Source organism: Pseudorhodobacter sp. E13 (assembly GCF_003991405.1).
Classification (GTDB): domain Bacteria; phylum Pseudomonadota; class Alphaproteobacteria; order Rhodobacterales; family Rhodobacteraceae; genus Pseudorhodobacter.
Genome location: NZ_RPEN01000159.1, coordinates 381680 through 407241, shown reverse-complemented (window position 1 = coordinate 407241; position 25562 = coordinate 381680). Strand labels below are relative to the sequence as shown.

Here is a 25562-nt window from a genome sequence, read left to right as displayed (position 1 = left end):
GCAATGATCTTGCTGGAGGAGCCTGCCTTATGCCCGAATTTGCCCCTGCCGATGCGGTGTCTCGTCCGCTGCATATCGTGGCGGAACCTGATCTGGACGCGTGGCTTGCCGCGCAACCTGCGGCCACCGGGGCGTGGCTGGCGGCCACCGGGTTCAAGGCGGGCTTGGGTGATCTGCGGCTGTTGCCGGATGCGCAGGGCCATGTTGCGGCGGCTGTCATCGGCTATGGGTCGGAAACCGCGCGCAAACGCACGCGCTTTGGTCTGGCTCCGGCGGCAACGGCCTTGCCTGCTGGTGATTGGCATCTTGATGGCAACCTGTCCCCTGAGGAGGCGGATGAGGCCGCGCTGGCGTGGCTGCTGGGCCAATACCGCTTTGATGCTTACCGCCCCGGCAAGCCCGCGCCGATCTTGCCGCGCCTGAAAGCCCCGCAAGGGGTCGATGCGCAGCGACTGGCGATCATCGCCGCAGGGGAATGCCTGACGCGCGATCTGATCAACACCCCCGCGTCGGATATGGGCCCGGATGAGCTGGAGGTCGCGTTCCGCACGCTGGCCGAGACGCATGGCGCCAGTGTTACGGTGGTGCGCGGTGACGATCTGCTGGTGCAGAACTTTCCGATGATCCACGCGGTTGGCCGCGCCTCGACCCGCGCGCCGCGCTTGCTGGATATGCGCTGGGGCGATGCCGGGCCGCAACTGGTGCTGGTGGGCAAGGGGGTGTGTTTTGATACCGGTGGGCTGGATATCAAGCCTTCCTCCGGCATGTTGTTGATGAAAAAGGATATGGGCGGGGCGGCCACGGTGCTGGGCCTTGCGCATATGATCATGGCGCTGGGCCTGAAGCTGCGCTTGCGGGTGCTGATCCCGGCGGTGGAAAACGCGATCTCAGGCTCTGCGATGCGGCCGCGCGATATCCTGACCTCGCGCAAGGGGTTGACGGTTGAGGTGAACAATACCGATGCCGAAGGCCGCCTTGTGCTGGCCGATGCGCTTGCCCTTGCGGATGAGGGGGAGGCCGATCTGATCGTCTCCATGGCGACGCTGACGGGGGCGGCGCGGGTGGCGGTTGGCCCCGACCTTGCGCCGTTTTTCACCGATGATGACGGTTTCGCCAATGCCTTGTCGCAGGCGGGCAGGACTGCGCGCGATCCGGTTTGGCGCTTGCCGCTGTGGCCGGGGTATGAGGCGATGATCGAACCCGGCATTGCCGATCTGGACAATGCGCCGTCAGGCGGCTTTGCGGGGTCGACCACGGCGGCGCTGTTCTTGCGGCGCTTTGTGGCCAATCCGGCCTATGTGCATTTCGATATTTACGGCCATCAGCCCGCAGCCGCGCCCGCCCGGCCCAAAGGCGGTGTGGGCCAGGGTGCGCGGGCGCTGCTGGCGGCCTTGCCGGGCCTGTTGGGGGGTGCGCTATGACCGACCGTCGTCTAACCTTTGCCAATGACCGTGTGGCCCATATCTCGTTGGAGGGGCAGGTGGAGGCTCCGCAATTCGCCGATGCCATACCCAATGAGGTGGCTGTGCCCGTGGTCGATTTGTTGCGCAGCCCCGATGGCCCGCGCGACCGCCAGCTTTTGCTGGGTGACGGGTTCGACGTGATAGAGGAGCGGGACGGTTTCGCCTTTGGGCGCAGCAGCAAGGATGGCTATTGCGGCTATATCCCCGAAGGCGCGCTGTGTGAGCCGACAAAGGTGAGCCATTGGCTCGCAGCACCTGCCAGCCATCTTTATTCCGAACCGCGCGCGCAGGCCCCGCAGTCGGTGGGCATCAGCTTTGGCAGCCGGTTGCGCGTGCTGGGGCAAAGCGGGCAATTTGCCGAAACGCCGCATGGCTTTGTGCCGGCCAGCCATTTGCAGATGCTGGGCCGCTGGTATGGCGACCCGGTCGAGGTGGCGGGCCTGTTTCTGGGCGTGCCCTACCTTTGGGGCGGCAACAGCCATGCGGGGTTGGATTGTTCCGGCCTTGTGCAACTTTCGCTACTGGCCTGCGGGCGGGCCTGCCCCGGTGACAGCGATATGCAGCAGGCGCTGGGCCAAGAGGTGCCGGAAGGCGCGCCCTTGCAACGCGGTGATCTGCTGTTCTGGAAGGGGCATGTGGCGATGATGGTGGATGCGGATCTGATGATCCATGCCACCGGGGCCTTCATGGCCACCGTCATTGAACCCGCCGAGGAGGCGATTGCCCGTATCCGCGACAGTAACGGCGGCGCGGTTACGGCGCGGCGGCGTCTGGCCTAAGCCCGTGCAGGATGATCGTGAGGTGAGAGCGGATAAACCGGTCCCGCGCCTCGCTTGGCATGGGGCCAAAGATCAGCCCGAAGATGATGGAAAACACAGCCGGGGCGATGATCACCTTTAGGTCCAGCGCCTGCACCTCTGGCCGCACCTCGCCGCGCGCGATGCCTTTGGCCACCAGTTGCGCCAGCAGTGTTTCGACCGAGCCAAGCATCTTGCTGCGGAAAAAGGCTGCAAGCTGTGGGAAGCGCCCACCTTCGGCCACCAGCACCCGGATCAGCACAGCGGCATCGGTGCCGACGATCCGGTCGTAATAGTTGCGCAGCACCTGTTCCAGCGTTTCGTCAAAGGGCGCATCATCGGCCAGAATGTCATTTGCGCGGGCAACCATGCCGCCGATGCGGTCCATCACGGCGGCCTCAAATATCGCGTCCTTGCTGGTGAAATACAGATAAACCGTGGGCCGCGCGATGCCCGCGCGCGCGGCGATACTGCCGATGCTGGCCGCCGCAAAGCCTTTTTCGCCAAACTCTGCCAGTCCCGCCGACAGGATTTCTTCGGGGCGGGCGTCTTTGCGGCGGCGGCGTTGCGGTTCTGTCATTTGGCTGGCCTTGCGTTTGCGGGCTTTAATGACATATATGTCAGTAACTGTCGAGCCGGAAGGACAAGCCGATGACCAAAGACCCGCAAGCGCCGGAATTGCCCTTGGTCGATAATGGCAAGGCGTCAGATCAGGGGGCGGCGGGTCAGGCCGCGCCGCGCAAACGCACAAAGCTGTGGCTGGTGCCGCTGCTGATGCTGACGCTGTTTACCGGGGCGGTGATCGGCATGTATTTCCAGCCCCCCGGCCTGCGCGTCTTTTTTGGGGTCACAGGTTTGCAGCCGGGTGCAGGCACCGACACGCCGATTGCTGTGGCGATCCAGAAGGTCAAGGCGCAGGAAGAAGTGGCGATTGTCAGCGAAGGCGATGTTGTGGCACTGGGCCGGGTGATCCCGAAAGGCGATGTGATCTCGGTTGCGACACCTTCGGGCGCGGGTGATGCCCGGTTGGCCGAAATTCGCGTCGCGGTGGGCGATCAGGTCGCGCGGGGGGATGTGTTGGCGGTGCTGGACAATCTGGGCCAGCTTGAAACCGGGATTGCGACAGCGAAGGCGGTGATTGCGGTGCGCAAGGCCACCCTTGCACAAACCCAAGCCACCATCCGCGCCAGCCGAGAGGAGGCGCAGGCCGCGCTTGAGCGGGCGCAGACCACCGCCGCCGCTGCGGAAACCGACCGCGGTCGCGTGACATCGCTGTTTGAACGCGGCGTTGCCACCCGCGCCGATCTGGATACAGCCGTCGCCCGCGCCACCGAGGCCAGCCGCGATGTGGAACGCGCCATCGCCACGCTGTCACGCTATGCCTCGGGGGAAACCACGCAGGCCGATATTGCCGTGGCCGAGGCCAATCTGGCCGCCGCCGAGGTGGATCTGGCCCGCGCAACGCAGGATCTGGAGCGGGCCTTCGTCCGCGCGCCCATCGCGGGCATGGTGCTGGACATTAACGCCCGCGCGGGTGAGCGGCCCGGATCGGCGGGGATCATTGATCTGGGCGACACTTCGGAAATGACGGTTGAGGTGGAAGTCTATCAAACCCTGATCGGGCGCGTGGCCATCGGTGATCCGGTGAAGGTTTCTGCCGAAGCCTTCGCGCAGGAATTGACGGGCAGCGTCACCGCCATCGGGTTGGAGATTGGGCGGCAATCCATCACCTCCAGCGACCCGGCGGAAAATACTGATGCTCGGGTGGTGGATGTGATCGTGACGCTGGACGAAACCAGCAGCGCCTTGGCGCGCAATTACACCAATCTGGAAACCATCGTGCGGATTGATGCGGGCATTGATCCGGGGCGGACCGAATGATCCGGCTGCTGACCGCGCTGTTCGGGCGCTTGCCGATTGGCTGGTTGCAACTGTCGCATAACCGCACGCGCTTGATTGCGGCGGTGGCGGGGGTGGCTTTTGCCAATCTTCTGGTCTTCATGCAGCTTGGCATCATGGGCGCGCTGAACAATTCCACCGTGGCCCCCTATGCGCTGCTGAACGCCGATATCATCCTGTCCTCGCAAGAGGGGAATACCCTGACCGACAGCGGCAATATCGCCCGCACCTATCAATATCAGGCGCTGGCCGTGCCGGGGGTGGTGGCGGCGACCCCGTTGTTCATTGGCAATCTGCCGCTGACGCTGGAGGATGGCAGTTCGGTGTCCTTGCTCAGCTTTGGCGTGGATGCTGCAAAAGCCGGGTTTATGGCACCGGCCTTGGCCCCCAGCGTGGCAGGGTTGGCGTTGGAAAACACCGTGCTGCTGGACAAGGACACGCGCGGCATGCCTGCCGAAGCGTTGGACAGTCTGGCCAGTGGCGGCAGCTTTACCTTTGAGGCGAATGGCAAAACGCTGACGGCGGTGGGGTCCATGTCGGTCGGGGGTGGGTTTCTGGCCGATGGCATGATGGTGACATCGGATCAGACCTTCCTGCGGTTTTTCGGCAGTCGCAGCAGCGGCGCGCCGGATCATATCTTGCTGCGGGTGGGCGATGGCCTGTCGCCCGATATCGTGGCGGAACGGTTGCGCGCCGCGCTGCCCGCCGCCGTGGTCAAGGTGCAAACCGTGGCCGAGGCCCGCGCCGCCGATCTGTCCTTCATGGCGACCGAGCGGCCCACGGGCATCATCTTTGGCTTTGGCGTGTTCATGGGGATTCTGGTGGGCTTGGTGATCGTCTATCAGGTATTGTCCACCGATGTGGCGGACCATTTGCGCGAATATGCCACCTTCAAGGCCATGGGCTATGGCCAGCGGTTCTTCCTTGGCATCGTGTTCGAGGAGGCGATCGTGCTGGCGGTGTTTGGCTTTGTGCCGGGGCTGGTGGTGTCGATGGGGCTTTATGCCGGGCTGGTCGCGGTGACGGGCCTGCCGGTGGCCATGGATGCAACCCGCGCGGTGCTGGTCTTTGTGGGCACTTTGGGGGCCTGCACCCTGTCAGGGGCGATTGCCACGCGGCGGCTGGCGGCGGCTGATCCGGCGGATCTGTTCTGATGGCGGGCGCAGATTTTCCCATCGCGGTGCAGGGGCTGAACCATTATTTCGGCACAGGCGAGGCGCGCAAACAGGCGATCTTTGATCTGAACCTGTCGATCAAACGCGGCACGCTGACCATTCTGATGGGCCCCTCCGGGTCGGGCAAAACCACGGTGCTGACGCTGATGGGGTGCCTGCGTGAGGTGCAGGAAGGCCAGGTGCGCCTGCTGGGCCATGCGCTGCACGGCGCGACCGAGGCGCAACTGGTGCAGTTGCGCCGCCGTCTGGGGTTCATCTTTCAGGCGCATAACCTGCATGAAAGCCTGACAGCGATGCAGAATGTGCTGATGGGGTTGCAGGTGCATGGGCCGGGGAATGCTGCCAAGCAGCAAGGCGCCGCACGGCACATGCTGGGGCTGCTGGGCCTTGCGGATCGGCTGGATTACCTGCCTGCCAATCTGTCCGGCGGGCAAAAGCAGCGGGTGGCCGTGGCCCGTGCGCTGGTATCCAACCCCGAGGTGGTCTTTGCCGATGAACCAACCGCAGCGCTGGACAAGGATTCGGGCCGTGTGGTGGTCGAGATGCTGAAAGCGCTGGGCCAAAGCCGTGGCGTCACCACCGTGATGGTAACGCATGACAACCGGATCATGGAACTTGCCGACCGTATCATCACGCTGGAAGAAGGCCGGATCGTCAACGACACGAACCCCTGAGCGCGGGGGTCAGATACAGCGCCCGCCGTCCACCTCCATCGCGATGCCGGTGATCATGCTGGCCTCATCCGAGCAGAGGAAACAGGCGGCATTGCCCATATCCTCGGGCGTGGAGAACCGGCCCAAGGGGATGGTGGACAGGAATTTCGCGCGCATTTCCGGCGTATCCTCGCCCATGAAACTGGCCAGCAACGGCGTTTCGCCTGCCACCGGGTTGATGGCATTGATGCGGATGCCAAAGGGGGCCAGTTCCACCGCCATCGCCTTGGTTGCGGTAATCATCCAGCCTTTGGAGGCGTTATACCAGTTCAGCCGGGGCCGGGGCGAGACGCCAGCGGTGGAGGCCACATTCAGGATGACGCCTTGGCGGGCGGCTTTCATCAAGGGCACCAGATGCCGCGCGGTCAGATAGACCGATTTGGCATTCACCGCCAAGACGCGGTCAAATTCATCTTCGGTCACCTCCTCCATCGGTTTGGGCAGATGGGTGATGCCCGCGTTATTGACCAGAATATCAATGCGGCCATGCTGGGCCTGCACCGCGTTGATCATCGCGGCCACACTGTCATTGCGCGCCACATCGACCTGTATCGCCTGCCCGCCGATGCGCAGGGCAACGGCTTCGGCGGCTGTTTCGTTGATGTCGGCGACGATGACCTGCGCGCCTTCGGCGGCGAATTTGGCCGCGATACCCGCGCCAAAGCCCGAGCCGCCCCCCGTTACGATTGCCCGTTTCTGTGCCAGTCGCATTGCGATCCCCTTCCCGTTGCGCCTGTAGCATAGGGCGGAATGAGGTATTTATGCCAAAATGAAATTGCAGCGCTGTGCAGGAAGGGGGGCTTGCGCGGGGCGGCCGAAAGCGGCAAGGATGGCGCAGCAGCGATGGCGTCGTTGCGGGGCGGCAGATGCAGCGCTGGCCCAAAATTTTCGTCCTGTACGCCGGGGCCTTTTCGGGGGTCTGGCGCGGTGCGGCCCCTTTTCACATGAGGTCTGACGATGACGCTTACCCGTCCCGAGAATTACCGTTTTCACAATGGCAGCAAGGACGCGATGCCCTTTGCCCCCGAGGAATATGAGGCGCGGCTGGAAGGGCTGCGCGATATCATGGAGATGCATGGGCTGGATGCCATTGTGCTGACCTCTATGCACAATGTCGCCTATTACTCGGGCTTTTTGTATTGTTCCTTTGGGCGGCCCTATGCCTGTGTTGTGACGCCCACGCAATGCGTGACGGTCAGTGCCGGGATTGATGCGGGCCAGCCGTGGCGGCGCAGCATTGGCGACAACATCACCTATACCGACTGGCAGCGCGACAATTTCTGGCGCGTGGTGGCCGGGGTTGTGGGCAATGGCAAATCGGTGGGGTGCGAGGGCGACCATCTGACCCTGATGCAATCTGAAAAGCTGAACCATTTTCTGAAACCCACGCGCGGGATGGATATTGCGCCTGCGACCATGGCGCAGCGCATGGTGAAATCAGAGGCCGAGGTGGCCTTGATCCGGCACGGGGCGCAGGTGGCCGATGTGGGGGGCTATGCCATCCGCGATTGTCTGATCGCGGGCAAGGGCAAGCGCCTGCGCGAGATTGACGTGGCCATGGCGGGCCGCGATGCGATGGAGCTGGAGATTGCCAAGCGCTTTCCCGAGGCCGAATACCGCGACACCTGGGTCTGGTTCCAGTCGGGGTTGAACACCGATGGCGCGCATAACCCGGTCACGGGGCGTGTTTTGCAGAAGGGTGATATCCTCAGCCTCAACTGTTTTCCGATGATCTCGGGCTATTACACCGCGTTGGAGCGCACGATGTTTCTGGGCACGGTCGATGAGGCCAGCCTGAAGATCTGGGAGGCCAATGTCGCGGCGCATGAATATGGCATGAGCCTGCTGAAGCCGGGCGCGACCTGTTCGGGCGTGACCGCGCAGATCAATGCGTTTCTGGCCGAGCGGGATTTGCTGCAATACCGCACCTTTGGCTATGGCCATTCCTTTGGGATTCTGTCGCATTTCTATGGCCGCGAGGCCGGGCTGGAACTGCGCGAGGATATCGACACCGCGCTGGAACCCGGCATGGTGATCTCGATGGAGCCGATGCTGACGATTGCCGATGGCAAGCCGGGTGCGGGCGGCTACCGCGAGCATGACATTCTGGTCATCACCGAGGACGGGAATGAAAACATCACCGCCTATCCTTACGGCCCGGAGTTCAACGTGGTGGGCTAAGGCCCCCTTTCCCCGTCCCGATTGCCTTGCCTTTGGGGCTTTGGCAATCGGGGCGGCGCGTGGCGGCGGCGCTTGTCGCGTCTGCCCTGCGGGCGAGCCGACTGGTTCACAAGTGCAACGCTCCCCCGCTTTTCTGTGGTAAGGGTTTCTTAATCCGGCCGAATCCCTTGACCTTGCCGGGTAGAAATGGCCGTGCTGCGGTAACGCGAATTAACTGACGAGAGCGCATTGTGACCCAACTTCCCGTGAATCGCCGCACCTTTCTGACGCTGACAGGGTCGGCCCTGTTGGGTGCCTGCGCGGCACCCGAGGCCCCTGCACCAAGCGCAGGTTTCGTCGAAGGCTATGGCCCGATTTATGACAGCGGCTATAAACTGGCAGCCGTGCCGACAGAATATCTGCAAGGGGTCAACCGGCGGATCACCGGCACCTATCTGGGTGAACAGCCCCCCGGCACGATTGACGTCGACCCCTATGCCAAGTTTTTGTATTTCGTGCGCGAAGGGGCCAATTCCGTGCGCTTTCCCATCGGGGCAGGCCGCGCCGGGCGCAGTTTTGCGGGCGAAGGCACGATTCAGGTCAAGAAGAAGTGGCCGGGATGGACCCCGACCAAGAACATGCTGCGCACTGAGCCGGAAATCTATGGCCCCTTTGCGCGCGGTATTCGCGGCGGGTTGCGCAGCCCCTTGGGCGCGCGGGCGCTGTATCTGTATAAGGGCGGGCGCGATACGTTCTACCGCATCCATGGCACCAATGCGCTGGACAGCATCGGCAACTCCAGTTCTGCCGGCTGTATCCGCATGTTCAACCATGATGTGATCGCATTGTATGAAATGGTGCCGATTGGCACGCGGGTGCATGTGCGGTCCGAGGCGGAATCGCTGCGGGTTGACCCGGAAAACTTCAACCGCGGGGTAGAGGTTCCGGCCCGCCGCGTCGATCCTGATCTGATCTATAGCGAAGAGGCAATCGCCGCTGATCCGCCGCCGATCTTTGATGATCCGCGCGATGGCACGGTGCCCGGCGCAGATGAAGGCAATGTGCCGCTGTAAGGCGGGGCGCAAAGTCATGGCATCAAAGCGGTCCCTTTGGGGCCGCCTTTTTCTTGGGCGCGGCCCCAACCCCGGTTTACAACCGGATCACATAATCCTTCACGGTGGTTTCCAGCACCTCCCATGTCCCTTCAAAACCGGGGCGGATGATCCAGCTATCGCCTGCGCGCAAGGTCACGGCTTTGCCCGTCGCGTCTGTCAGCACCGAGACGCCTTGCAGGATGCGGATATATTCCCATTCCGCATAAGATACGCGCCACTTGCCCGGCGTGGATTGCCAGATACCGCAATACAGCCCATCGCTGTCCTCAAGGTTCCAGGTGGTATGCACGGGGTCACCCGCCAGCACCTTTTCCGCCGCAGGCCGAGCTGTTTCGGGCGGGACGCCATCCCAGGACAGCGGCAACAGAAGCGGGGCATGGGGCATAGGAAAATCCGGGTTGTTATGTGTGATCTTGCAAAGTCAAAGGCTTGTCCGCGCCAAGGTCAAGCGCAAAGCGGGCGCTTTGGCCCGGCGCGCAAGATTCTTGCTGGTGCGTTCTGGGGCGGGGCGGTATAAGGGGAAAACCATTCCTCTTGAGGGAGAGCAAGAGAGACATGAGCGCATCAACACCCGTTCGCCCGACCCTTCCGGTTGATATTCTGGCCCGCAAGGGGGGGGATCCTCTGGTTTGCCTGACAGCCTATACCACGCCGATTGCCCGACTGGCCGACCCGCATTGCGATGTGGTTTTGGTGGGCGACAGTCTGGGCATGGTGCTGCATGGTTTGCCCTCGACCATCGGGGTGACGATGGAAATGATGATCCTGCATGGTCAGGCGGTGATGCGCGGGATCACGCGCGCGATGCCGGTGATTGATATGCCCTTTGGCAGCTATGAGGAAAGCCCGCAGCAAGCCTTTCGCAACGCCAGCCGCTTAATGCGCGAAACCGGCGCACCTGCGATCAAGCTGGAAGGCGGGCAGCATATGGCCGAAACGATTGCCTTTCTGACCGCGCGCGGCGTGCCGGTGATGGCGCATATCGGGCTGACGCCGCAGGCGGTGAACACGCTGGGCGGCTATAAGGTGGTGGGCCGCGCCGATGAAGCCGCGCGCGTGATGGCAGATGCCGAGGCGGTGCAGGCGGCGGGGGCGTTCTCGGTCGTGCTGGAAAAGACACCCGAAGGCCTGTCGCGCCGCATCACGGAACAGTTGACGATTCCCACCATCGGGATCGGTGCGGGTGTGGGCTGTGACGGGCAAATTCTGGTGATCGACGATATGCTGGGCCTGTTCACCGATTTCCGCCCGAAATTCGTGAAACGCTATGGCCATCTGGGGGATGAGGCCTCCAAGGCGATTGCCGCCTATGCCGAGGAGGTGCGCGGGCGCAGCTTTCCGGGGCCGGAACATTCCTTTCCCGATGTGCTGCCCGCGAAAGGGACCAAACCGTGACACCGCAAGTCTTGCGCGAGATTGCGGCGCTGCGCCGGGTTGTCGCGGGCTGGAAAGCCGCTGGCGAGGTGGTGGGCGTGGTGCCGACCATGGGCGCGCTGCATGACGGGCATCTGAGCCTTGTGCGCGCCGCGCAAGCCGAGTGTCAGCGCGTGATCGTGACGATTTTCGTCAACCCCAAGCAGTTCAACAATTTGGAAGATCTGGCGAAATACCCAAGGACAGAGGCCGCCGATACCGCGCTGTTGGCGCCTTTGGGGGTGGATGTGGTTTTTGTGCCTGCACCGACCGAGATGTATCCCGATGGGTTTGCGACCAAGGTTTCGGTGTCGGGCGTTTCCGGCCCTTTGGAAGGCGCGCATCGCCCCGGCCATTTCAACGGGGTGGCGACGGTGGTGGCCAAGCTGTTCGGCATCACGCAGGCGGATCGTGGCTATTTCGGGCAGAAGGACTGGCAGCAATTGCAGGTGATCCGTCGCATGGCCGCCGATCTGAACATCCCGGTTGAAGTGATTGGCTGTGAAACCATCCGCGAGGCGGACGGGCTTGCCATGTCATCGCGCAATGTGCGGCTGACAGCGGCGGGCCGGGCCAAGGCCCCCGCGCTTTACGCCGCGATGCAAACGGCGGCGGCGGCCATTCGTGGCGGTGTGGCCGTGCCCAAGGCGATGAAGGCCGCGCGGGCCGAGATTCTGGCGGCCGGGTTCGAAGAGGTGGAATATATCGAGCTCCGCTCTGCCGCGATGCTGGAGCGGGTCTCGACGCTGGACGCCCCCGCCCGGATGCTGGCGGCGGCCCGGATTGATGGCGTGCGCATGATCGACAATATCGCGGTGTAAGCGGTTACGATTTTTCGTTGAAAAATCGTTGCCTGCGGCGCAGGTATTTTTGCCAAGATGAAATCAGGCGCTGAGCAGGTCGGCCAGCACGAGGGCCATGACCTTTGCGCTGTCCTGCATATCCTGAATCCCCACCCATTCATCCGGCTGATGGGCCAGATGCAGCAGGCCGGGGCCATAGGCGATGCAGTTTTTCAGCCGCCCGATACGGTCGATATGTTTCTGGTCATAGGTGCCGGGAGAGACGACATAATCGGCGGTTTTGGCAAGCACACGTTCGATGGCCGCTGCGGTGGAGCGGACGATAGGCGCGTCGGGGCTGGCCATGGTGGGTTGCACCTCGAACAGGTCGCGGATGTCATAGGAAAAGCCGGGGCGCCGGGCTTTGACGCGGTCCAGCACATCGGTGATTTCCTGTTTCACCTGCGCGATGTCTTCTTCGATCAGGAAGCGGCGGTCGAGGATGATGCGGCAGCGATCGGCCACGCAGGGCGCGGGCAGGGCGGTGGAGCCGGGTTCCGGTTCCGCCTCGCCGCCGTGGATGGAGTTGATGTTCAGCGTGGATTGCTTTGCCCCTTCGGGGACCACGGGCATCTGGGTGCGTTTGGTGGCCAGCAGCGGGTAAAGCCGTTCCTCGATCTCGGCCAGCACGGCGCCCATGTGGCGGATCGCGCTGTCGCCCAGAAAGGGCATGGAGCCATGGGCGATGCGGCCATGGGTTTCCACCTCGGCCCACCAGACGCCACGATGGCCAAGGCAGATGCGATCCTTGTGCAAGGGTTCGGGGATGATGACATGTTGCACGCGTTCGGGGTTGAAATAGCCACGTTCGGCCAGCCATGCCACGCCGCCGAAGCCGCCAGACTCCTCATCCGCCGTGGCCGAGATTTCGATGGCCCCGGCATGGTCGGGATAGGCGGCAATGAAGGCCTCTGCCGCGATCACGCTGGCGGCAAGCCCGCCTTTCATATCGCAGGCCCCACGGCCATAGATGCGGTCGCCTTCCATAGCGCCGCCAAAGGGGTCACGGGTCCAGCCGTGGCCCACTTCGACCACGTCATGATGGCTGTTGAAATGCACGCAATCACCGGGCCGGGCACCGTTGCGCCGCGCCACCATGTTCCAACGCGGAAAGCGGTCGCTGTCACCGGGGCTGCCATGGGCGCGCAGCAGTTCCACCGCAAAGCCGCTGCGTTCCAGCCGCGCGCCAAGGTAGTCGCAAATCTCGCGATACTGCTGCCCCGGCGGGTTCAGCGTGGGAATACGGATCAAGCCTTGCGTCAGCGCCACCAGATCGCTGCGGCGTTGGTCAATTTCCTGCATCAGGCGCGGTTCGGTTTGCATGGCCTCAGTTTAGCCGCGCATTTCCCCGGCCTGCAAGAACGCAAAAGAATTGCAATTCCCGCCCCCGTGTCGCAATTTGGCTGCGACCGAGGGCACCCCCGTCTGCGACATTATTTCGCGCCGGGGGCTGGAATGATCCTGCGCCCTCACCCATATGTTACATGTATTTACATCGGAGGCCGATATGGCAGATTTCGACAGCAAGATCCGCGAAAGTCAGGATCAAGTGGCAAAGGCGCAGGCCAAAATCTCTGAGATTACCAGCAGGATTGAAACCGCGCGGGCCAAGATCGAAGCGGGCGAAGCGGCGATTGACGTGGAAAACGCCACGTTGGACGATGTGCATAAGCATACCGACCTGATGAATGCCAATATCGCCGATCTGATCATGGGTCTGGATGATGTGACCGCAGGCTTCAGCCGCGATTTTGATGAAATGCGCAACAAGACCGGGATGGAAAGCTTTATCGGCATCTTCTCCAACGCCAAGGCGGAATCCATGCGGCAGGAGCGGATGCGCTCGGCCTCCATCGACGACAAGTTGCAGGATCTGATCGGCAAATCCGATATCATCGTCAAGCTGTTGCAGGGCCAGTTGGATATGCTGAACACCCAAAAAGACAGCGTGGAAAGCAACCTGAGCGCAACGCTGGAAGAGCGCGAGGCCACCGTGGGCGCGCTGGAAGCGGTGCGGGCCGAGATTGCGGGGATGGACCCCAAGATCATCGAATTGGAAAACAAGATCAGCGTCGAACAGGACGCCGCCAAGCGCACCAAGCTGGAAAGCGAATTGGCCGAGTTGAACACCCGCTATAACGCACTGGTGCAGCAAGAGCAGGTTGATCTGGCAAAATCGCAGACGCTGGAACGCTATATCGAAAAGGGTAAAACCTGGATGGACAGCTTGCAAAACCAAGCCGCCACCCAGATGGTTCTGATCAACAAGCTGCAAACCGATACCAAGCAGCGAGTGGTGCTGTATGATGCGCTGACCTCCAGCTTGAAAACCGCGCAGCAGCAGGATGTGGCGCATCGCATCAATGAAATCGGGGTGAAAACCGACCAAGAGGCACAGGCCGCCATGGCCGCCATTGGCACCGCCACCAACAACCGTATGGCCGACATGATGGAAGCGCATGAGGATCATATGGTTTACGCCCGCAAGGTGCTGGAGGCCAAGGCCAAGGCGGATGAACGCTTTGCCCGCCGCTTTGCCGCGATTGTCGAGAAACACGACAAGAACCAATACGGCGGCTGATATGCGGCTGTGGCAGGCCACGCTGCGCGCGCTGAACGTGATTTACATCATGTTCTTTGGCGAGGGGGATCGCTGGTCGGTCTGGGCCGTGGTCATGGCGATTCTGGCCGCGCTTTATCTTGGCGCGGCCACCGATGGCTTTGCGGTGGCGCCCAATCCGGGGCAGTTGGGCTTTGTCGCGGTTTTTGTGGCGATCAGCGCTGCGGGTGTGTATCTGCGGCGCAAAAGGAAAGATGAGCAGTGAACACGCTGACCGATGACCATGCAGAGCTGTATGATACCGCTGTTGTCCGGCGCTATTTCGACAAGTTTGACAAGATCACCGGGCATCTGGGCCGTGTTGCGGCGGAACTGGAAAGCGAAGGCCATCTGACCAAGCTGGAAGCGCGGGTGATCGGGGCTTATGTCCAGCGGCTCAACCTGACGTTTCAGTCTTTGGGGTATAAATACCTGATGACGGGCCGGGTGGATGGCCCTTTGCCCGGCAAGCTGACCTTTGATCGGCACGAATCCGGCTTTCCCATCGCGCAGGAATTGCTGGTCATGGCCAATGATGCGCAGCAGGCCGACAGGCATCTGGCGCAATTGCCCTCGGAAACCGAGATCAAGGATGCGATGATCCGCCAGATCGTCGGGGAGTTGGCGATCCCGACCAGACTGCAATTCACCCTGTCGCAGCGGCTTTACTATGAAAGCCTGCGCAATGGGCAGCAATTCTGGGCGCGCAATGATGCCGATGTGCAATGGCTGGGCGAAACGCGGGAGCGGAAGTCATGGCTCGTGCATTGGGCGGTGTATGACACGCAAACCAATCTGCCCGTGATCTATATGCTGAACCTTGAGGACAGCGGCAGAACCCCCTTGCCCAAGGACAACCGGCGCTGGCCGCAGGTGCAGGCGCATCTGATGGCGCAATCGCTGAACGGGTTGAAACTGGTGACGATTGCCAAGGGGTTCGACACCGATTTCGACGATCTGCACCCCAAACGCCTGCGCCGCATCCATCTGGGGCCGATGTATTCCAGCAGTTTCACGCTGCAAACCGGCCCGATTTCCGAGGTGTTGGCCGCAGCCCGCCCTGAACCGGGGCAGGATTGGGCGCTGGTCTGGACGGTCGAGGATTTGCGCGCCGAGCGCGAGGAAACCGTGAAAACCGGTTGGTTCTCCTCCTCCGAACGGCAGATTTTTGCCTCCAGCCCCTTTGTCGGCAAAACCCTTGCCGATATTGGCGCGACCAGCATGGAGCGGATGCTGATCATGCCGGAACGCCCGTTTCAGGCGCTGGCGGAAAAGCGCCCCGCAGGCTTTGCCGATGTTCGTAAATTCGTGGTGGGCGCGGGTGGCCGCGTGCTGCCGCAGCGTTGACGTTAGGAATTTGACATGACGACCCGTGACACGATGGAACTGCGCGAAGACGATATCCGATCGCATTATCTGGCCGCGACCGAGATGTTGATGGGTGTGGACCATACGCCGCGCATCGGCACCGCGCGCCATGCCCCTGTCGTGGCCGAAAGATCACCGGGGGTGGCGGCCACGGGGCGGCGCTTTCGGTCCACCACGCCGGGGTTGGTGACACGCTCTACCGCGCGGGCAGACGGGGTGCGGCTGCTGGAGCGGATCGCGGAACAGGATGATGACGACCCGCTGACCTCGCCGCTTCAGGCGACCGTGGGGCAGGCCCTGCGCCGCGCGTTGTCCATCGCACTGGCCGTGGGGCAGGAATATGCCCGCCAGACCCCGCTGGTGGAGTTGAAGAAAGCCAATCTTGAAGGGCGCCTGCCCGCTGATCGCAAGCCCGAGTTTACCGAGCTTCTGGCCGCCGAGGCGCTGGCCGTGCTTTACACTTTCGGCAATGCCACCGCATTCCTGTTGGCCCCGCATGCCAGCGAACGCACCGCCGAGATTGGCCCCGTCGAAGAAGTGCTGACCGATAACGCCCCCCTCGCCCTGCATGGCGCGCTGTGGGAGCTGGACCAAGCTATCGCCGCCCATGCGCAAGATGACGCAACGCTGGTCGCCACCGTGTTGGCCTATGCCGAGCAGCTTATGGCCAAGGTTGCCTTGCGCGGGCAAGAGGCCCCCCGTATCAGCGGCTTTACCGCTGCAAGCTGGCGGGTGGAGGCGGACAAGCTGACGATTGCCGGGTTCAAACCCGCGCTGGCCGCCAAGGGCACCGCCCTGACGATGACCTTCAAAAAGCCGAATGAGGTTGTCGGCAACCATATCGCCAAATACCAAAGCCTGCGTTTGGCCAAGATGCTGATGGCCTATGATTTTGACCGCAAGCTGAACCCTTTTGCCGAGATGGGCGGGTTCATCTTTACCTTCATGGGGGATGGCGCGCCGGGGACGGGGAAAACCACGCTGATCCAGATGATGGCGGGATTGTTGAATGATTACTGCAAGGTGGCGGGCTATCCGTTCCGCTATCAGAACTTCTCGATTGATCAGATCGACAGCTATCAGGGCAAATCGGGGCAAAACGCCAAGGCCTTTATCAACAATGTGCTGGACCCCGGCGTGATCGGGTTCGGCACGATTGATGACATCGACCAGATCGCAGGGAAACGCGGGGACAAACAGTCCAGCGCGGGGCAGCAAGAGGTGACGGCGGTTTTCATGGAGGCCTTTGCCGGGGCCAATACGGTGGTGCGTGGCAATTGCACCTTCGGGATGTTTTCCAACTATCCCGAGAATGTGGATGACGCCTTGCGCCAACGGTCTGGGGCGCGGTTTCTGGTCGACGGCCCGCAAACCCGCGAGGATTACATTGATATCCTTGCGTTGCTGATGGGCAAGAACCATGAGATCCCGGTGGGCGCGCATGAGCTGTTCGCCGCGCAGGAAATGAAACGCGCCGTTGCCGCCAGTTTTGAAGGCCATTCCCGCCCGCATGAGGACGGCTTGCTGCGCGTCTGGGACCAAGTGGGCCGCGATATCGGCAAGCTGGACACCATTGCCAAACTCGGGACCTATCTGAAGGCGATCCAAGAGGCCGACCCCCGCTTTACCGGCCGCGCGATCAAGAACATCACCGATGCTGTGAAAGTGCGGGCGATGGATTTTGAGCTGCCGGATGAATGGATGGAACAGCCGGATTTGTTCCTGTTCAAACCCTATGACGAGAAGCTGGCGATGATCCGGGGCATGACGCAGAAGATCACGGTGGAGATGGTGATACAGGAAATCAACCGCTATGCGGATAGTGAGTTCCGCTATGCCGATAAATCGGATGAGGTCGCGATTTCCAACATGGTCCGCGATTTTGGCCGGCAGGAAGAAGCCAAGCGGCGCTATCTGGAGGGGAAATGATGGGTATTTGGACCAGCGGCGGGGGGCTGTCTGCCCCCCGCACCCCCCGAGGATATTTGTGCCGAAAAGAAAGCGGGACGCGGTTTCACATTTGCGGGGTGGTTGGATGACCTATCTGATTGTTGCGGCCATTGTGATCTTGGCTTTCCTTTATGTCGCCTTTGTTATTGTGCCTTTTGTCACCCGCCCCGCCAGTCTGTTTTCGCGCGGGCCGGCGCATGCGCGGATGAAGGGGATTTTTCTGATCGGGTTTACGGCGGTGGCGCTGTTGTTCATCGTTAACCCCGACCATCTGACAGAGATCAAGTCGCGGTTTTGGGAATCGCTGGCGCTGGCCGGATTTTCGGCGGTGTTCTGGTTGCCTGTCTATCTGGTTCTGTTCAGTCGTCGGGCGGAGAGTGTGATGGCGACCAAGCCGAAGGACATGCCATGAAACGGCTGATCCAGAAAGGTCTGATGTTCGGCAATCTGGTCGAGGTGTCCTCGCCCGCGTTGATCGAACGCTATAACCGCGCGTTGGAGCATCTGGCGGGCAAGCGCACCGCGCTTACCGATTTTCACATTGATATTTCCGGCTATTCCCCAGAGATCGGGGATGAATTGGGCGATGATCGTTACCTTAACCCCAATGGCTGCAACCGGCAGTTCATCTTGCTGACCACGGCGCAGAAAACCGCGCCTTTGCTGAATGTCACCTTTTCCACCTCTCGCGGGATTTTGCGGCAATTTATCGAGGCGAATGAGGCGCAACTGTTTGCGCTGACCGCGCGGGATGCCGTGGCGGGGGAATTGTTCAACAGCGTTTATGAAGTGTCCAACCCCGCGCGGCTGCTGGACATTCGCCGGATCACCATCGAGGCGGATACGATCGGGGGCCATGTGGCCGATGCAGGCAAGCTGGCGCAAAAGATCGACCAGTTTCGCCGCGACCCAAAGGGCTGGCGCGATGATGTTCTGATCGCCGAGATGATCGGTTTGGCCAAGAAAACCGGTGATGTGACGCGGGTGCCGATTGCCTTGCCAAAGATGACCTTTGAACAGGCGAATTTCTGGACCTCGCATTTCGGCGGGCTGTATGTGTTTCGGGATGTGAAGGTGCCGGCGGTGATTTCGGTCATGCCCAAAGCCTCTCTCGGCAGTTTGCCGAAGATCGAGGTGATGGACCTGACCAACCGCAACCATATCGCGGATTGGATGGAGCGGAACGGGCTGGTGGAACCCATCGTCAAGGCGCGCGGCATGGATAGTGCGGCGGTGTTGCGGCAAAAGATGGATTTCATTCTGGTCGAGGCGGCGGATGCGCTGAACCTTGATCTGGGCGCGGCCACCCGCAACGATCTGCGCAAGATCGCGCAGCGGTTGGGGGCCAGCCTGCCGGATGAATTCCTTGGCCTTGCGCGCTTGCTGACCTGGGTCGAAGGTGGCGGCGACTGGCCGCGCATCACGTCGGAACATCCGGCCTATTTCTATACGCTGCGCGCGCGCCCGCATGCGGACCGCGATCTGGTGAACATGCTGCTGAGCCAGCTTGCGCCTTTGGATGTGCGGCAGATGTTCATCACGCATAAGGAATTGTTCTACGCCAGCTATGCCCGCTGGTCGGACCGCAAGCGCGGCTATGTTGCCGATTTTCTGGAACGGGAGTATCAGGTGGATAAGGCAGGCGCGCGCGCGGCCTTGTTCGGTGCCGAACCCGGCATGGATGAGGCAGAGCGGCCAGAACCCAAACCCGCCCCCAAGATGGTTGACCTTGTCGGCCCATGGGGTGCCGTGCGAAAGGCCCAGCGATGATCGGTTTCATGCGTCTTGCCGTCTTTGGCCTGATCGGGCTGACCGTGCTTTATGTTCTGGTCAGCATCTATTCCCGGTCCACCCAGCGGGAGGAGCTGGAGAAGGAATGGGATGCCGCCCAAGGCCCGGGGGAGCGTGAGGACTATATCGCGGCGGGCATGGCGCAATATGAAAAGGGGCTGCGCAAGAAACTCATCTGGCTTGTCTATGTTATCCCGACCATCGCCGTGATAGCGGCTGTGTATCTTTTGAACTTCGCCTGAAAAGGGGCCGCCCATGCGCTATGTAAAATGGACCTTCCTTAGCCTCATCGCTTTGCTGCTGTTTTCGTTCTTTCACTACACCTTGCCGCAAACCGATATCGCGCGGGTGGTGGGCACGGAAAACCGGCGCATTGATTTTGGCGAGAATTCGTTTTTCTGGGCCAGCCCTGATGTCGGCACGGCGGTGGACAAGAACCGCGATGTGTTTTTCATTCAGACCTTCCGCGCCGATGGCAAGCCGATGGTGTATCGCAATGAAGATACCGGCTGGGGCTGGCCGCCCTATTTCAAGCTGGACAGTTCCAACCTGCAAGCCGAGGCGCAGGGCATGGTGTCCAGCGTCGACAACCCGCGCTGGGTCGCGATCACTCATTACGGTTGGCGCAATGAGTTTCTGACGATTTTCCCCAATGCGATCAGCATGCGCCCGGTAGAGGGGCCGGATGCCAGCATCTTCCCGTGGTTCAATGTGATCTTCTTTGTGGTGTTGGGGGGCGTTTTGCTGCTGCTGTGGCGGATGTGGGCGCAGTTCCGCGAGCGCACGATTGACCCGGCGCTGGAAAGCATTGGCGACACGATTGACGAGGTGGACGCCCGCGCCGATGGGCTTTGGGCGCGGTTCAAGGCGTGGCTGGCGACATGGACAGGCAAGCCGCGCCGCTAAAGGCCCTTTTGGGGGCCGCGCGTTTGCGTTGCGGATTTTGGGCGTTTGGCAGTAGCCTTGGGCCAAGGGGCGGGTGACGCCGCAGGCAGATAAGGGGTATGGGCATGGATGGGCTGGAAGCACTGGCGATATTGCTTGGTCTGGTTGCGGTGTTCAGCGTGCTGGCGGTGCCCTTCCTGCTGATTTCGCATCTGGGGCTGAAAGCCAAGGTGCGGGATCTGGAGGCTTTGGTGATGCGCGGGGCACGGGCCCCTGAGGCAAGGCCGCAAACCACCGCACCCCGGCCCGCGAGCGCGGCAACGGAGACCCCGGCGCAAACGCAAGAACCGCTGCAACCTTGGGCCCCAAAGCCCGCCGCTGTCGTGCCAGAGCCGCAGCCGGAGCCAGAGCCGGAAACCCCTGCCGCCTTTGTGTTCAAGGCCGATCTGGTTGACAAGCTGTCGGCGTGGTTGCGCGAAAACTGGGTGCTGGCGATTGCGGCGGCCTCTCTCGCTTTGGCGGGGGTGTTTATGGTGCAATATGGCATTGAAAACGGTCTGATCACGCCGTTCTGGCGCGTCATGGGGGCGCTGGCCTTTGGTGCGGCCCTTATCGGTGGCGGCGAATATATCCGGCGCAAAGGCGGCGATGAGGTGGAGGATGGCGACGCCGTGGGGGCCACGCGGCACCTGCCCTCTACCCTGTCGGGGGCCGGGATCATCGTGCTTTATGTCGCCGTCTTTTCCGCCCGCGCGCTTTATGATCTGATCGGGCCGCTGACCACGCTGATCGGGCTTGCGGGCGTGTCGGTCGTGTCCTTGGTGCTGGGCTGGTTCTCTGGCCCGGTGCTGGCGGCGGTGGGGATATTGGGTGCCACGCTGGCCCCCTTCGTGGTGGGCAGCAGCTCCAATAATTCCTGGATGGTGCATTACTATCTGGCCCTGATCGCGCTGACCGCTTTGGGCGTTGATACCATCAAGCGTTGGGCGTGGATTTCCGCGCTGGGCTTGCTGGCGACCTTGGGCGGCAATGCGGTGCTTTATGCAGCCAAAGGGGCGGACCTGCATTTCCTTGCCGCCACGCTGATCATCGCTTTCGGCGCCTTCACCATCCCCGAGCGCGGGCTGATCCCGCGGCAATCCGGTGCCTCGCTGCTGGACGCGATCTGGAGCCGGGGCAAGCTGCGCCCCGAGTTCCCCACCCGGCTGACGCTTGGCACCACCTTCGCGGCCACGCTTGCGGCGGTTCTGGTGATGCAGGATGCCACCACGCCCGATACCGTCTGGCTTGCCATCCTTGCGCTGACCCTCCTGTTGGCCGCCACGGTTGTCTGGGCGCGACAGGCCCCCGCGCTTTACGATCACGCGCTGATCCCCGGCATCGCTATCCTTTTGCTGCTGGCCTTTGAAAGCCTTGGCTACGGCCCGCTGTATCGCGCGTTTCAGAATGCGGCACTGCCTGTCACCGATGGGCCAGCCCCCGCCCTTCCGATGACGATCTGGGTGCTGTCGGGCCTTGGCGCGCTGGGCAGCGTGCTGATGTTCGCGCGGATGAACTGGGCGTTGCAGGGCGAACCCTCGGCCCCGCTGGCCCCGGCCTATTGGGCGCTGTGTTCCACCATTTTCGCCCCCGCTACCTTGCTGATCCTTGAATTCATGTGGGGCCCCGGCGCGGTGCTGGGCGACTATCCTTGGGCGCTGGCCGCCATCGCTATGGCCGCGCTGATGGTGTTGCTGGCCACCCGCGCGGCCACCGCCACGGACGACGGCCGCGCCCTGCGCACCGGGCTTTTCGCCGTGGGCGCGCTGACGCTGATCACGCTGGCGGTTTTCCTTGTGCTGACCAAAGCCGCCTTGACGGTGGCGCTGTCGGTCATGGTGCTGGGCACCGCCTATCTGGACAGGCGCACGCCGTTGCCGCCCCTGACATGGTTCATCCAGATCGCCGTGGCCATCATCACCTTCCGGCTGGTGGTCTGGCCCGGCCTGCCTTGGGCGCTGGATATCGGCTGGAACGGCCCCGCCAACCTTGTGCCTTACCCCGAGGTCGCCTTTGCCTTTCTCGCCACGCTTGCCCTGCTGGGGGCCGCATGGTGGCTGTCACGCGGGCAACGGCTGAAAACCGCGCTGGTGCTGGAAAGCGCCTGCTGGACGATCTTTGGCATCTTCCTTGCCGTCAGCATGATCCGCGCGGTCGGGCAAAGCGATGTGGATACCCATTGGATGATGGGCCTTTTGTCGACCATATGGGTCGCCCTCGCGCTGAACCAGCTTTACCGGATGCAAGGCGGCGGGCGGTTCAGCACCGTGCTGCGCGGGTTGCTGACGGCGCTTTATACGCTCACAGCGCTTGGCACCATGATCGCCTTGTTTACCGCGCTCAGCCCCTTTGCCTATGGCGGGCTGGTGGTTGGCCCGCCGGTGTTTGACAGCCTTTTGCTGGCCTATCTGCCGCTTGCGGCGGTGTTTGCCGTGGGCGCGTGGAAAATCCGCCATTTTGGCCGCCTGCCGCGCCTTGGCTTTACGGTGGTCGCAGCCTTTCTGGGGGCGATGTATATCGGCACCGAAATCCGCAGGCTCTGGCGTGGCCGCGACCTTTCGGTGCCCGGTTTCTCTGACCCGGAGCTTTACAACTACACCATCGCGATGCTGATCGCCTCGGTGGCGCTGCTGGTCTTTGCCTTCGCGCGCCGCTCGGACATCCTGCGCAAAATCGCGATGGCAGGCGTGGCGCTGACGGTGGCCAAGGTGTTCCTTGTCGATATGTCGGGCCTGTCGGGCCTGATCCGCGTGATGTCCTTCATGGGGCTGGGCCTGTCGCTGGTGGCATTGGCGTGGCTGAACCGCAAAATGACCGCGCAATGGGATCGGGGGGAGGCGGGGGGATCAGGAAGATCGGGGCACCCACCCGTAAACCCGCCACAATAGGTCCGTTCATGCGTCAATCGCTGCGCATCTGCGACGGAAAGGCGGGCGGCGGGCGTTTGACGGGCAATGTCAAAGGCAGTTGGACTTGCAAGCCTTAAAGCCAAGCATCACTGCGCAAGCAAACGAAGCAAATACGTCATAAAGGATATCCCCATGTTTTCACGCTGCACCCTCGCCACCCTTTTCGGCGCAGTGCTCATTGCTGGCACCGCGATGGCAGAGCCGGTTGAGATTTACCTGACAGATATGTTGGACAATACGCAGAACGGCTATTGCCTTGATATTGCCCGCGCACAGGGGGCGCAGGCCAATCCCGATGACGGTTTGCAAGGCCACACCTGCTACAGCCCCTTGGGCGAATTGATGGTGGATCAGATATTCGACAGCACAAAATTTGCTGATGGCCAGCTTTACATGCCGGAATTTGATGTTTGCGCTCTGGCGCTGTCGTCAGAGACGGGTAGCACGATTGATCTTGCCGCGTGTGATGGCAGCGCGGCACAAGGCTTTGTGTTTTCCGGCAATGGCACGATAACTCCGGCCTCTGCGCCCGATATGTGCCTTACCGTGGCAGAGGACACGCGCAGCGGTCGCAGCGATGCGAACCAGATCAAGGCCCTGACACTGGAACCCTGCGACGCCAGCAAAGCCGCCTATCAGACATGGAGCACCCGCACCGCATCGTGAGGCCGTCGCATGGCTGCGCTGCTATAAGACCGCGCATTGGGATTACGGGGATTGGGGCGCGGCAGGCGACCCAGCGGGTTAAGGTTGGTCCTGCCTCTGCTTGGCGGCCTGTTTCGCATCAAACTGCGCCCAAACATACATGCGGCCTTTTTGCCGCGCATCGGCCAGCCACAGCTTGCGGCGAGCATCGGGCGTTTCCAGATTGCGGTAGATGCCGCCAGAAAACTTGGCCCAATCAAGCGCCAGCCCGGCCTTTACCATTTCTGCGGAAAGGTCGCGGCCATCGGGCAAAGTGCAAAGCGCGACCGTGCGGCCATGGGTGTCAATGGCCAAGACTTTTGCGCTGACGCTGTGACCTTTGCATAGTTTGATCAATGCCCATTTGGCTTGGGTTCCGAGTGGGTGGTTCATCTCCGGAGCATCCACCCCGAACAACCGGATCTGGGTTCTCTGAATGACCAAGCTGTCGCCATCAATGATATAGGCAGGGCCGGACAGGATTGGGTTTTCCGGTAGTGCCACCGCGCCACGGGCGTCAAAAGGGTCGGGGGCCGCGCTGTCTGCTTTTCTGGGTATCGCAAAGCTTGTGTTGATGGGGCTATCGCTGTCCGGCCTGACGCGCCGTTGCATTCTGGATCGTCGCTCAATGTGGCGGCCCGTTCTCCGCGCCGCGCGATATACGAAGCGAAAAACCCAGACTCCTAAAACAAGTCCAACGGCCAAAACTTCCATTGCAAACCTCATAGGGAAAACGCGTATCCGCACCGAGGTCGAAGTCGCGCAAAGTATGAACAATGCGTTAATTTAAAATCGAAAATTTCATAAAATCAAGATATTGCCCTTGGAATCGCGCGCGATTCCAAGGGCGGTTTCGCACTCAATCGCGCAGCAACTCGTTGATCGAGGTTTTGGACCGCGTTTTCGCATCCACCTTCTTCACGATTACCGCGCAATAGAGGTTGATCCCGTTCTTCGACGGCATCGACCCCGCCACCACAACCGACCCGGCCGGAACCTCGCCATACATGACCGCGCCGGTTTCGCGGTCCACGATTTTCGTGGACTGGCCGATGAAAACACCCATCCCCAGAACCGAGCCTTCGCGGACGATACAGCCCTCGACCACCTCGGACCGTGCGCCGATAAAGCAGTTATCCTCGATGATCGTCGGCCCGGCCTGCATCGGCTCCAGCACGCCGCCAATGCCGACCCCGCCCGACAGATGCACATTCTTGCCGATCTGCGCGCATGACCCAACTGTGGCCCAGCCATCCACCATCGAGCCTTCGTCGACATAGGCGCCGATATTGACGAAAGACGGCATCAAGACCACGCCCGGCGCGATATAGGCCGACCGCCGCACAATGCTGCCCGGAACCGCGCGAAAGCCTGCCTTGCGCCAATCGGCCTCGGTCCAGCCCTGAAACTTTGACGGAACCTTGTCCCACCAGTTCGTCCCCCCGTTAGAGCCCGAGATTTCATACATATCGGTCAGCCGGAACGACAGCAGCACGGCCTTTTTGGCCCATTGATTGACATGCCAATCCGCCCCGCGCTTTTCGGCCACCCGCAGGCTGCCGCTGTCCAGCGCGGTCAAAGTGGCCTCGATCGCGTCGCGGGTCTCACCCTTGGTGGCGGGGCTGATCCCGTCGCGGGCCTCCCATGCGGCTTCGATTGCGGCTTCCAATGCGGCATTGCTCATGGCGTCTATCCTTGGCTGAGGGTCCTGGAATGAAGTTCCCGCCGGGTTTAACGGCGCGGCAGGCTTTGCGCAACAA

Annotated in this window: 25 protein-coding genes; 19 read left to right on the top strand and 6 right to left on the bottom strand. The window is 61.9% G+C overall.

The window, feature by feature from the left end; genetic code table 11:
- Positions 1–29 precede the first annotated feature (29 nt).
- Positions 30–1421, top strand: coding sequence for a M17 family metallopeptidase (locus EGN72_RS18105; protein WP_127050180.1), 1392 nt, complete (start codon positions 30–32; stop codon positions 1419–1421).
- Positions 1418–2242: an NlpC/P60 family protein gene (locus tag EGN72_RS18100; protein WP_127050178.1), complete on the top strand. Its 825-nt coding sequence runs from the start codon at positions 1418–1420 to the stop codon at positions 2240–2242. Before EGN72_RS18105 ends, EGN72_RS18100 begins: the two co-directional genes overlap by 4 nt.
- Here the strand turns inward: EGN72_RS18100 and EGN72_RS18095 are convergent.
- Positions 2217–2840 carry a TetR/AcrR family transcriptional regulator gene (locus EGN72_RS18095; RefSeq protein ID WP_127050176.1) on the bottom strand — a complete coding sequence of 208 codons (624 nt, stop codon included), beginning with the start codon at positions 2838–2840 and terminating at the stop codon, positions 2217–2219. The genes EGN72_RS18100 and EGN72_RS18095 overlap by 26 nt on opposite strands.
- 71 nt (positions 2841–2911) lie before the next feature.
- Between EGN72_RS18095 and EGN72_RS18090 the strand changes: the two genes are divergently transcribed.
- The 3 genes from EGN72_RS18090 to EGN72_RS18080 are packed head-to-tail and all read left to right on the top strand — an operon-like array spanning position 2912 to position 6008.
- Entirely contained in the window at positions 2912–4141 is a 1230-nt protein-coding gene (locus tag EGN72_RS18090; protein ID WP_127050174.1) for an HlyD family efflux transporter periplasmic adaptor subunit, read from the top strand.
- Positions 4138–5313: an ABC transporter permease DevC gene (devC, locus tag EGN72_RS18085; protein ID WP_127050172.1), complete on the top strand. Its 1176-nt coding sequence runs from the start codon at positions 4138–4140 to the stop codon at positions 5311–5313. The genes EGN72_RS18090 and devC overlap by 4 nt, the downstream gene beginning before the upstream one ends.
- Complete coding sequence (locus EGN72_RS18080) at positions 5313–6008, top strand: ATP-binding cassette domain-containing protein (RefSeq protein ID WP_127050171.1); 696 nt, start codon at positions 5313–5315, stop codon at positions 6006–6008. Before devC ends, EGN72_RS18080 begins: the two co-directional genes overlap by 1 nt.
- Before the next feature lie 9 nt (positions 6009–6017).
- On the opposite strand, the gene EGN72_RS18075 is transcribed toward EGN72_RS18080, so the two are convergent.
- A complete protein-coding gene (locus tag EGN72_RS18075) occupies positions 6018–6758 on the bottom strand; it encodes a glucose 1-dehydrogenase (RefSeq protein WP_127050169.1) in 741 nt (246 codons plus the stop codon).
- Between the two features lie 246 nt (positions 6759–7004).
- Between EGN72_RS18075 and EGN72_RS18070 the strand changes: the two genes are divergently transcribed.
- Both EGN72_RS18070 and EGN72_RS18065 read left to right on the top strand, forming a co-directional pair.
- Positions 7005–8228, top strand: a complete 1224-nt coding sequence (locus EGN72_RS18070) for an aminopeptidase P family protein (protein ID WP_127050167.1) — start codon at positions 7005–7007, stop codon at positions 8226–8228.
- Positions 8229–8458: 230 nt separating this feature from the next.
- Positions 8459–9280 carry a L,D-transpeptidase gene (locus tag EGN72_RS18065; protein ID WP_127050165.1) on the top strand — a complete coding sequence of 274 codons (822 nt, stop codon included), beginning with the start codon at positions 8459–8461 and terminating at the stop codon, positions 9278–9280.
- A gap of 76 nt (positions 9281–9356) precedes the next feature.
- Here the strand turns inward: EGN72_RS18065 and EGN72_RS18060 are convergent, their stop codons facing one another.
- A complete protein-coding gene (locus tag EGN72_RS18060) occupies positions 9357–9707 on the bottom strand; it encodes a cupin domain-containing protein (RefSeq protein WP_127050163.1) in 351 nt (116 codons plus the stop codon).
- A 170-nt stretch (positions 9708–9877) separates the two neighbouring features.
- On the opposite strand from EGN72_RS18060, the gene panB reads away from it, so the two are divergent.
- Together panB and panC are read left to right on the top strand one after the other, a co-directional pair.
- Complete coding sequence (panB, locus tag EGN72_RS18055; RefSeq protein ID WP_127050161.1) at positions 9878–10717, top strand: 3-methyl-2-oxobutanoate hydroxymethyltransferase; 840 nt, start codon at positions 9878–9880, stop codon at positions 10715–10717.
- The gene (gene panC / locus EGN72_RS18050) at positions 10714–11556 is read left to right on the top strand and encodes a pantoate--beta-alanine ligase (protein ID WP_127050159.1); all 843 of its coding nucleotides are present in this window, start codon (positions 10714–10716) and stop codon (positions 11554–11556) included. The genes panB and panC overlap by 4 nt, the downstream gene beginning before the upstream one ends.
- A 63-nt stretch (positions 11557–11619) precedes the next feature.
- On the opposite strand, the gene EGN72_RS18045 is transcribed toward panC, so the two are convergent.
- On the bottom strand, positions 11620–12900 hold the full coding sequence (locus EGN72_RS18045) for an acetylornithine deacetylase/succinyl-diaminopimelate desuccinylase family protein (RefSeq protein ID WP_127050157.1): 1281 nt from the start codon (positions 12898–12900) through the stop codon (positions 11620–11622).
- A 184-nt stretch (positions 12901–13084) separates the two neighbouring features.
- Here EGN72_RS18045 and EGN72_RS18040 point away from each other — a divergent pair, with 184 nt between their 5' ends.
- The 10 genes from EGN72_RS18040 (at position 13085) to EGN72_RS17995 (ending at position 23784) form a co-directional block, all read left to right on the top strand.
- The gene (locus tag EGN72_RS18040) at positions 13085–14158 is read left to right on the top strand and encodes a hypothetical protein (protein WP_127050155.1); all 1074 of its coding nucleotides are present in this window, start codon (positions 13085–13087) and stop codon (positions 14156–14158) included.
- A gap of 1 nt (position 14159) precedes the next feature.
- Entirely contained in the window at positions 14160–14402 is a 243-nt protein-coding gene (locus EGN72_RS18035; protein ID WP_127050153.1) for a hypothetical protein, read from the top strand.
- A gap of 5 nt (positions 14403–14407) precedes the next feature.
- The gene (locus EGN72_RS18030; RefSeq protein WP_127050520.1) at positions 14408–15523 is read left to right on the top strand and encodes a hypothetical protein; all 1116 of its coding nucleotides are present in this window, start codon (positions 14408–14410) and stop codon (positions 15521–15523) included.
- A gap of 15 nt (positions 15524–15538) precedes the next feature.
- Positions 15539–17473, top strand: a complete 1935-nt coding sequence (locus tag EGN72_RS18025; RefSeq protein ID WP_127050151.1) for an ATP-binding protein — start codon at positions 15539–15541, stop codon at positions 17471–17473.
- 106 nt (positions 17474–17579) lie between these two features.
- The gene (locus EGN72_RS18020; RefSeq protein ID WP_127050149.1) at positions 17580–17906 is read left to right on the top strand and encodes a hypothetical protein; all 327 of its coding nucleotides are present in this window, start codon (positions 17580–17582) and stop codon (positions 17904–17906) included.
- Positions 17903–19264: a DUF6638 family protein gene (locus EGN72_RS18015; RefSeq protein WP_127050147.1), complete on the top strand. Its 1362-nt coding sequence runs from the start codon at positions 17903–17905 to the stop codon at positions 19262–19264. Before EGN72_RS18020 ends, EGN72_RS18015 begins: the two co-directional genes overlap by 4 nt.
- Positions 19261–19527 carry a hypothetical protein gene (locus tag EGN72_RS18010; protein WP_127050145.1) on the top strand — a complete coding sequence of 89 codons (267 nt, stop codon included), beginning with the start codon at positions 19261–19263 and terminating at the stop codon, positions 19525–19527. The genes EGN72_RS18015 and EGN72_RS18010 overlap by 4 nt, the downstream gene beginning before the upstream one ends.
- 13 nt (positions 19528–19540) lie before the next feature.
- Positions 19541–20191: a DUF1523 family protein gene (locus EGN72_RS18005; RefSeq protein ID WP_127050143.1), complete on the top strand. Its 651-nt coding sequence runs from the start codon at positions 19541–19543 to the stop codon at positions 20189–20191.
- 104 nt (positions 20192–20295) lie between these two features.
- On the top strand, positions 20296–23097 hold the full coding sequence (locus tag EGN72_RS18000) for a DUF2339 domain-containing protein (protein ID WP_127050141.1): 2802 nt from the start codon (positions 20296–20298) through the stop codon (positions 23095–23097).
- 153 nt (positions 23098–23250) lie between these two features.
- Positions 23251–23784, top strand: a complete 534-nt coding sequence (locus EGN72_RS17995) for a ricin-type beta-trefoil lectin domain protein (RefSeq protein ID WP_158623223.1) — start codon at positions 23251–23253, stop codon at positions 23782–23784.
- 78 nt (positions 23785–23862) lie between these two features.
- Here the strand turns inward: EGN72_RS17995 and EGN72_RS17990 are convergent, their stop codons facing one another.
- Together EGN72_RS17990 and dapD are read right to left on the bottom strand one after the other, a co-directional pair.
- The gene (locus EGN72_RS17990) at positions 23863–24516 is read right to left on the bottom strand and encodes a thermonuclease family protein (protein ID WP_233587182.1); all 654 of its coding nucleotides are present in this window, start codon (positions 24514–24516) and stop codon (positions 23863–23865) included.
- Positions 24517–24661: 145 nt separating this feature from the next.
- The gene (gene dapD / locus EGN72_RS17985) at positions 24662–25486 is read right to left on the bottom strand and encodes a 2,3,4,5-tetrahydropyridine-2,6-dicarboxylate N-succinyltransferase (RefSeq protein ID WP_127050137.1); all 825 of its coding nucleotides are present in this window, start codon (positions 25484–25486) and stop codon (positions 24662–24664) included.
- Positions 25487–25562 lie beyond the last annotated feature (76 nt).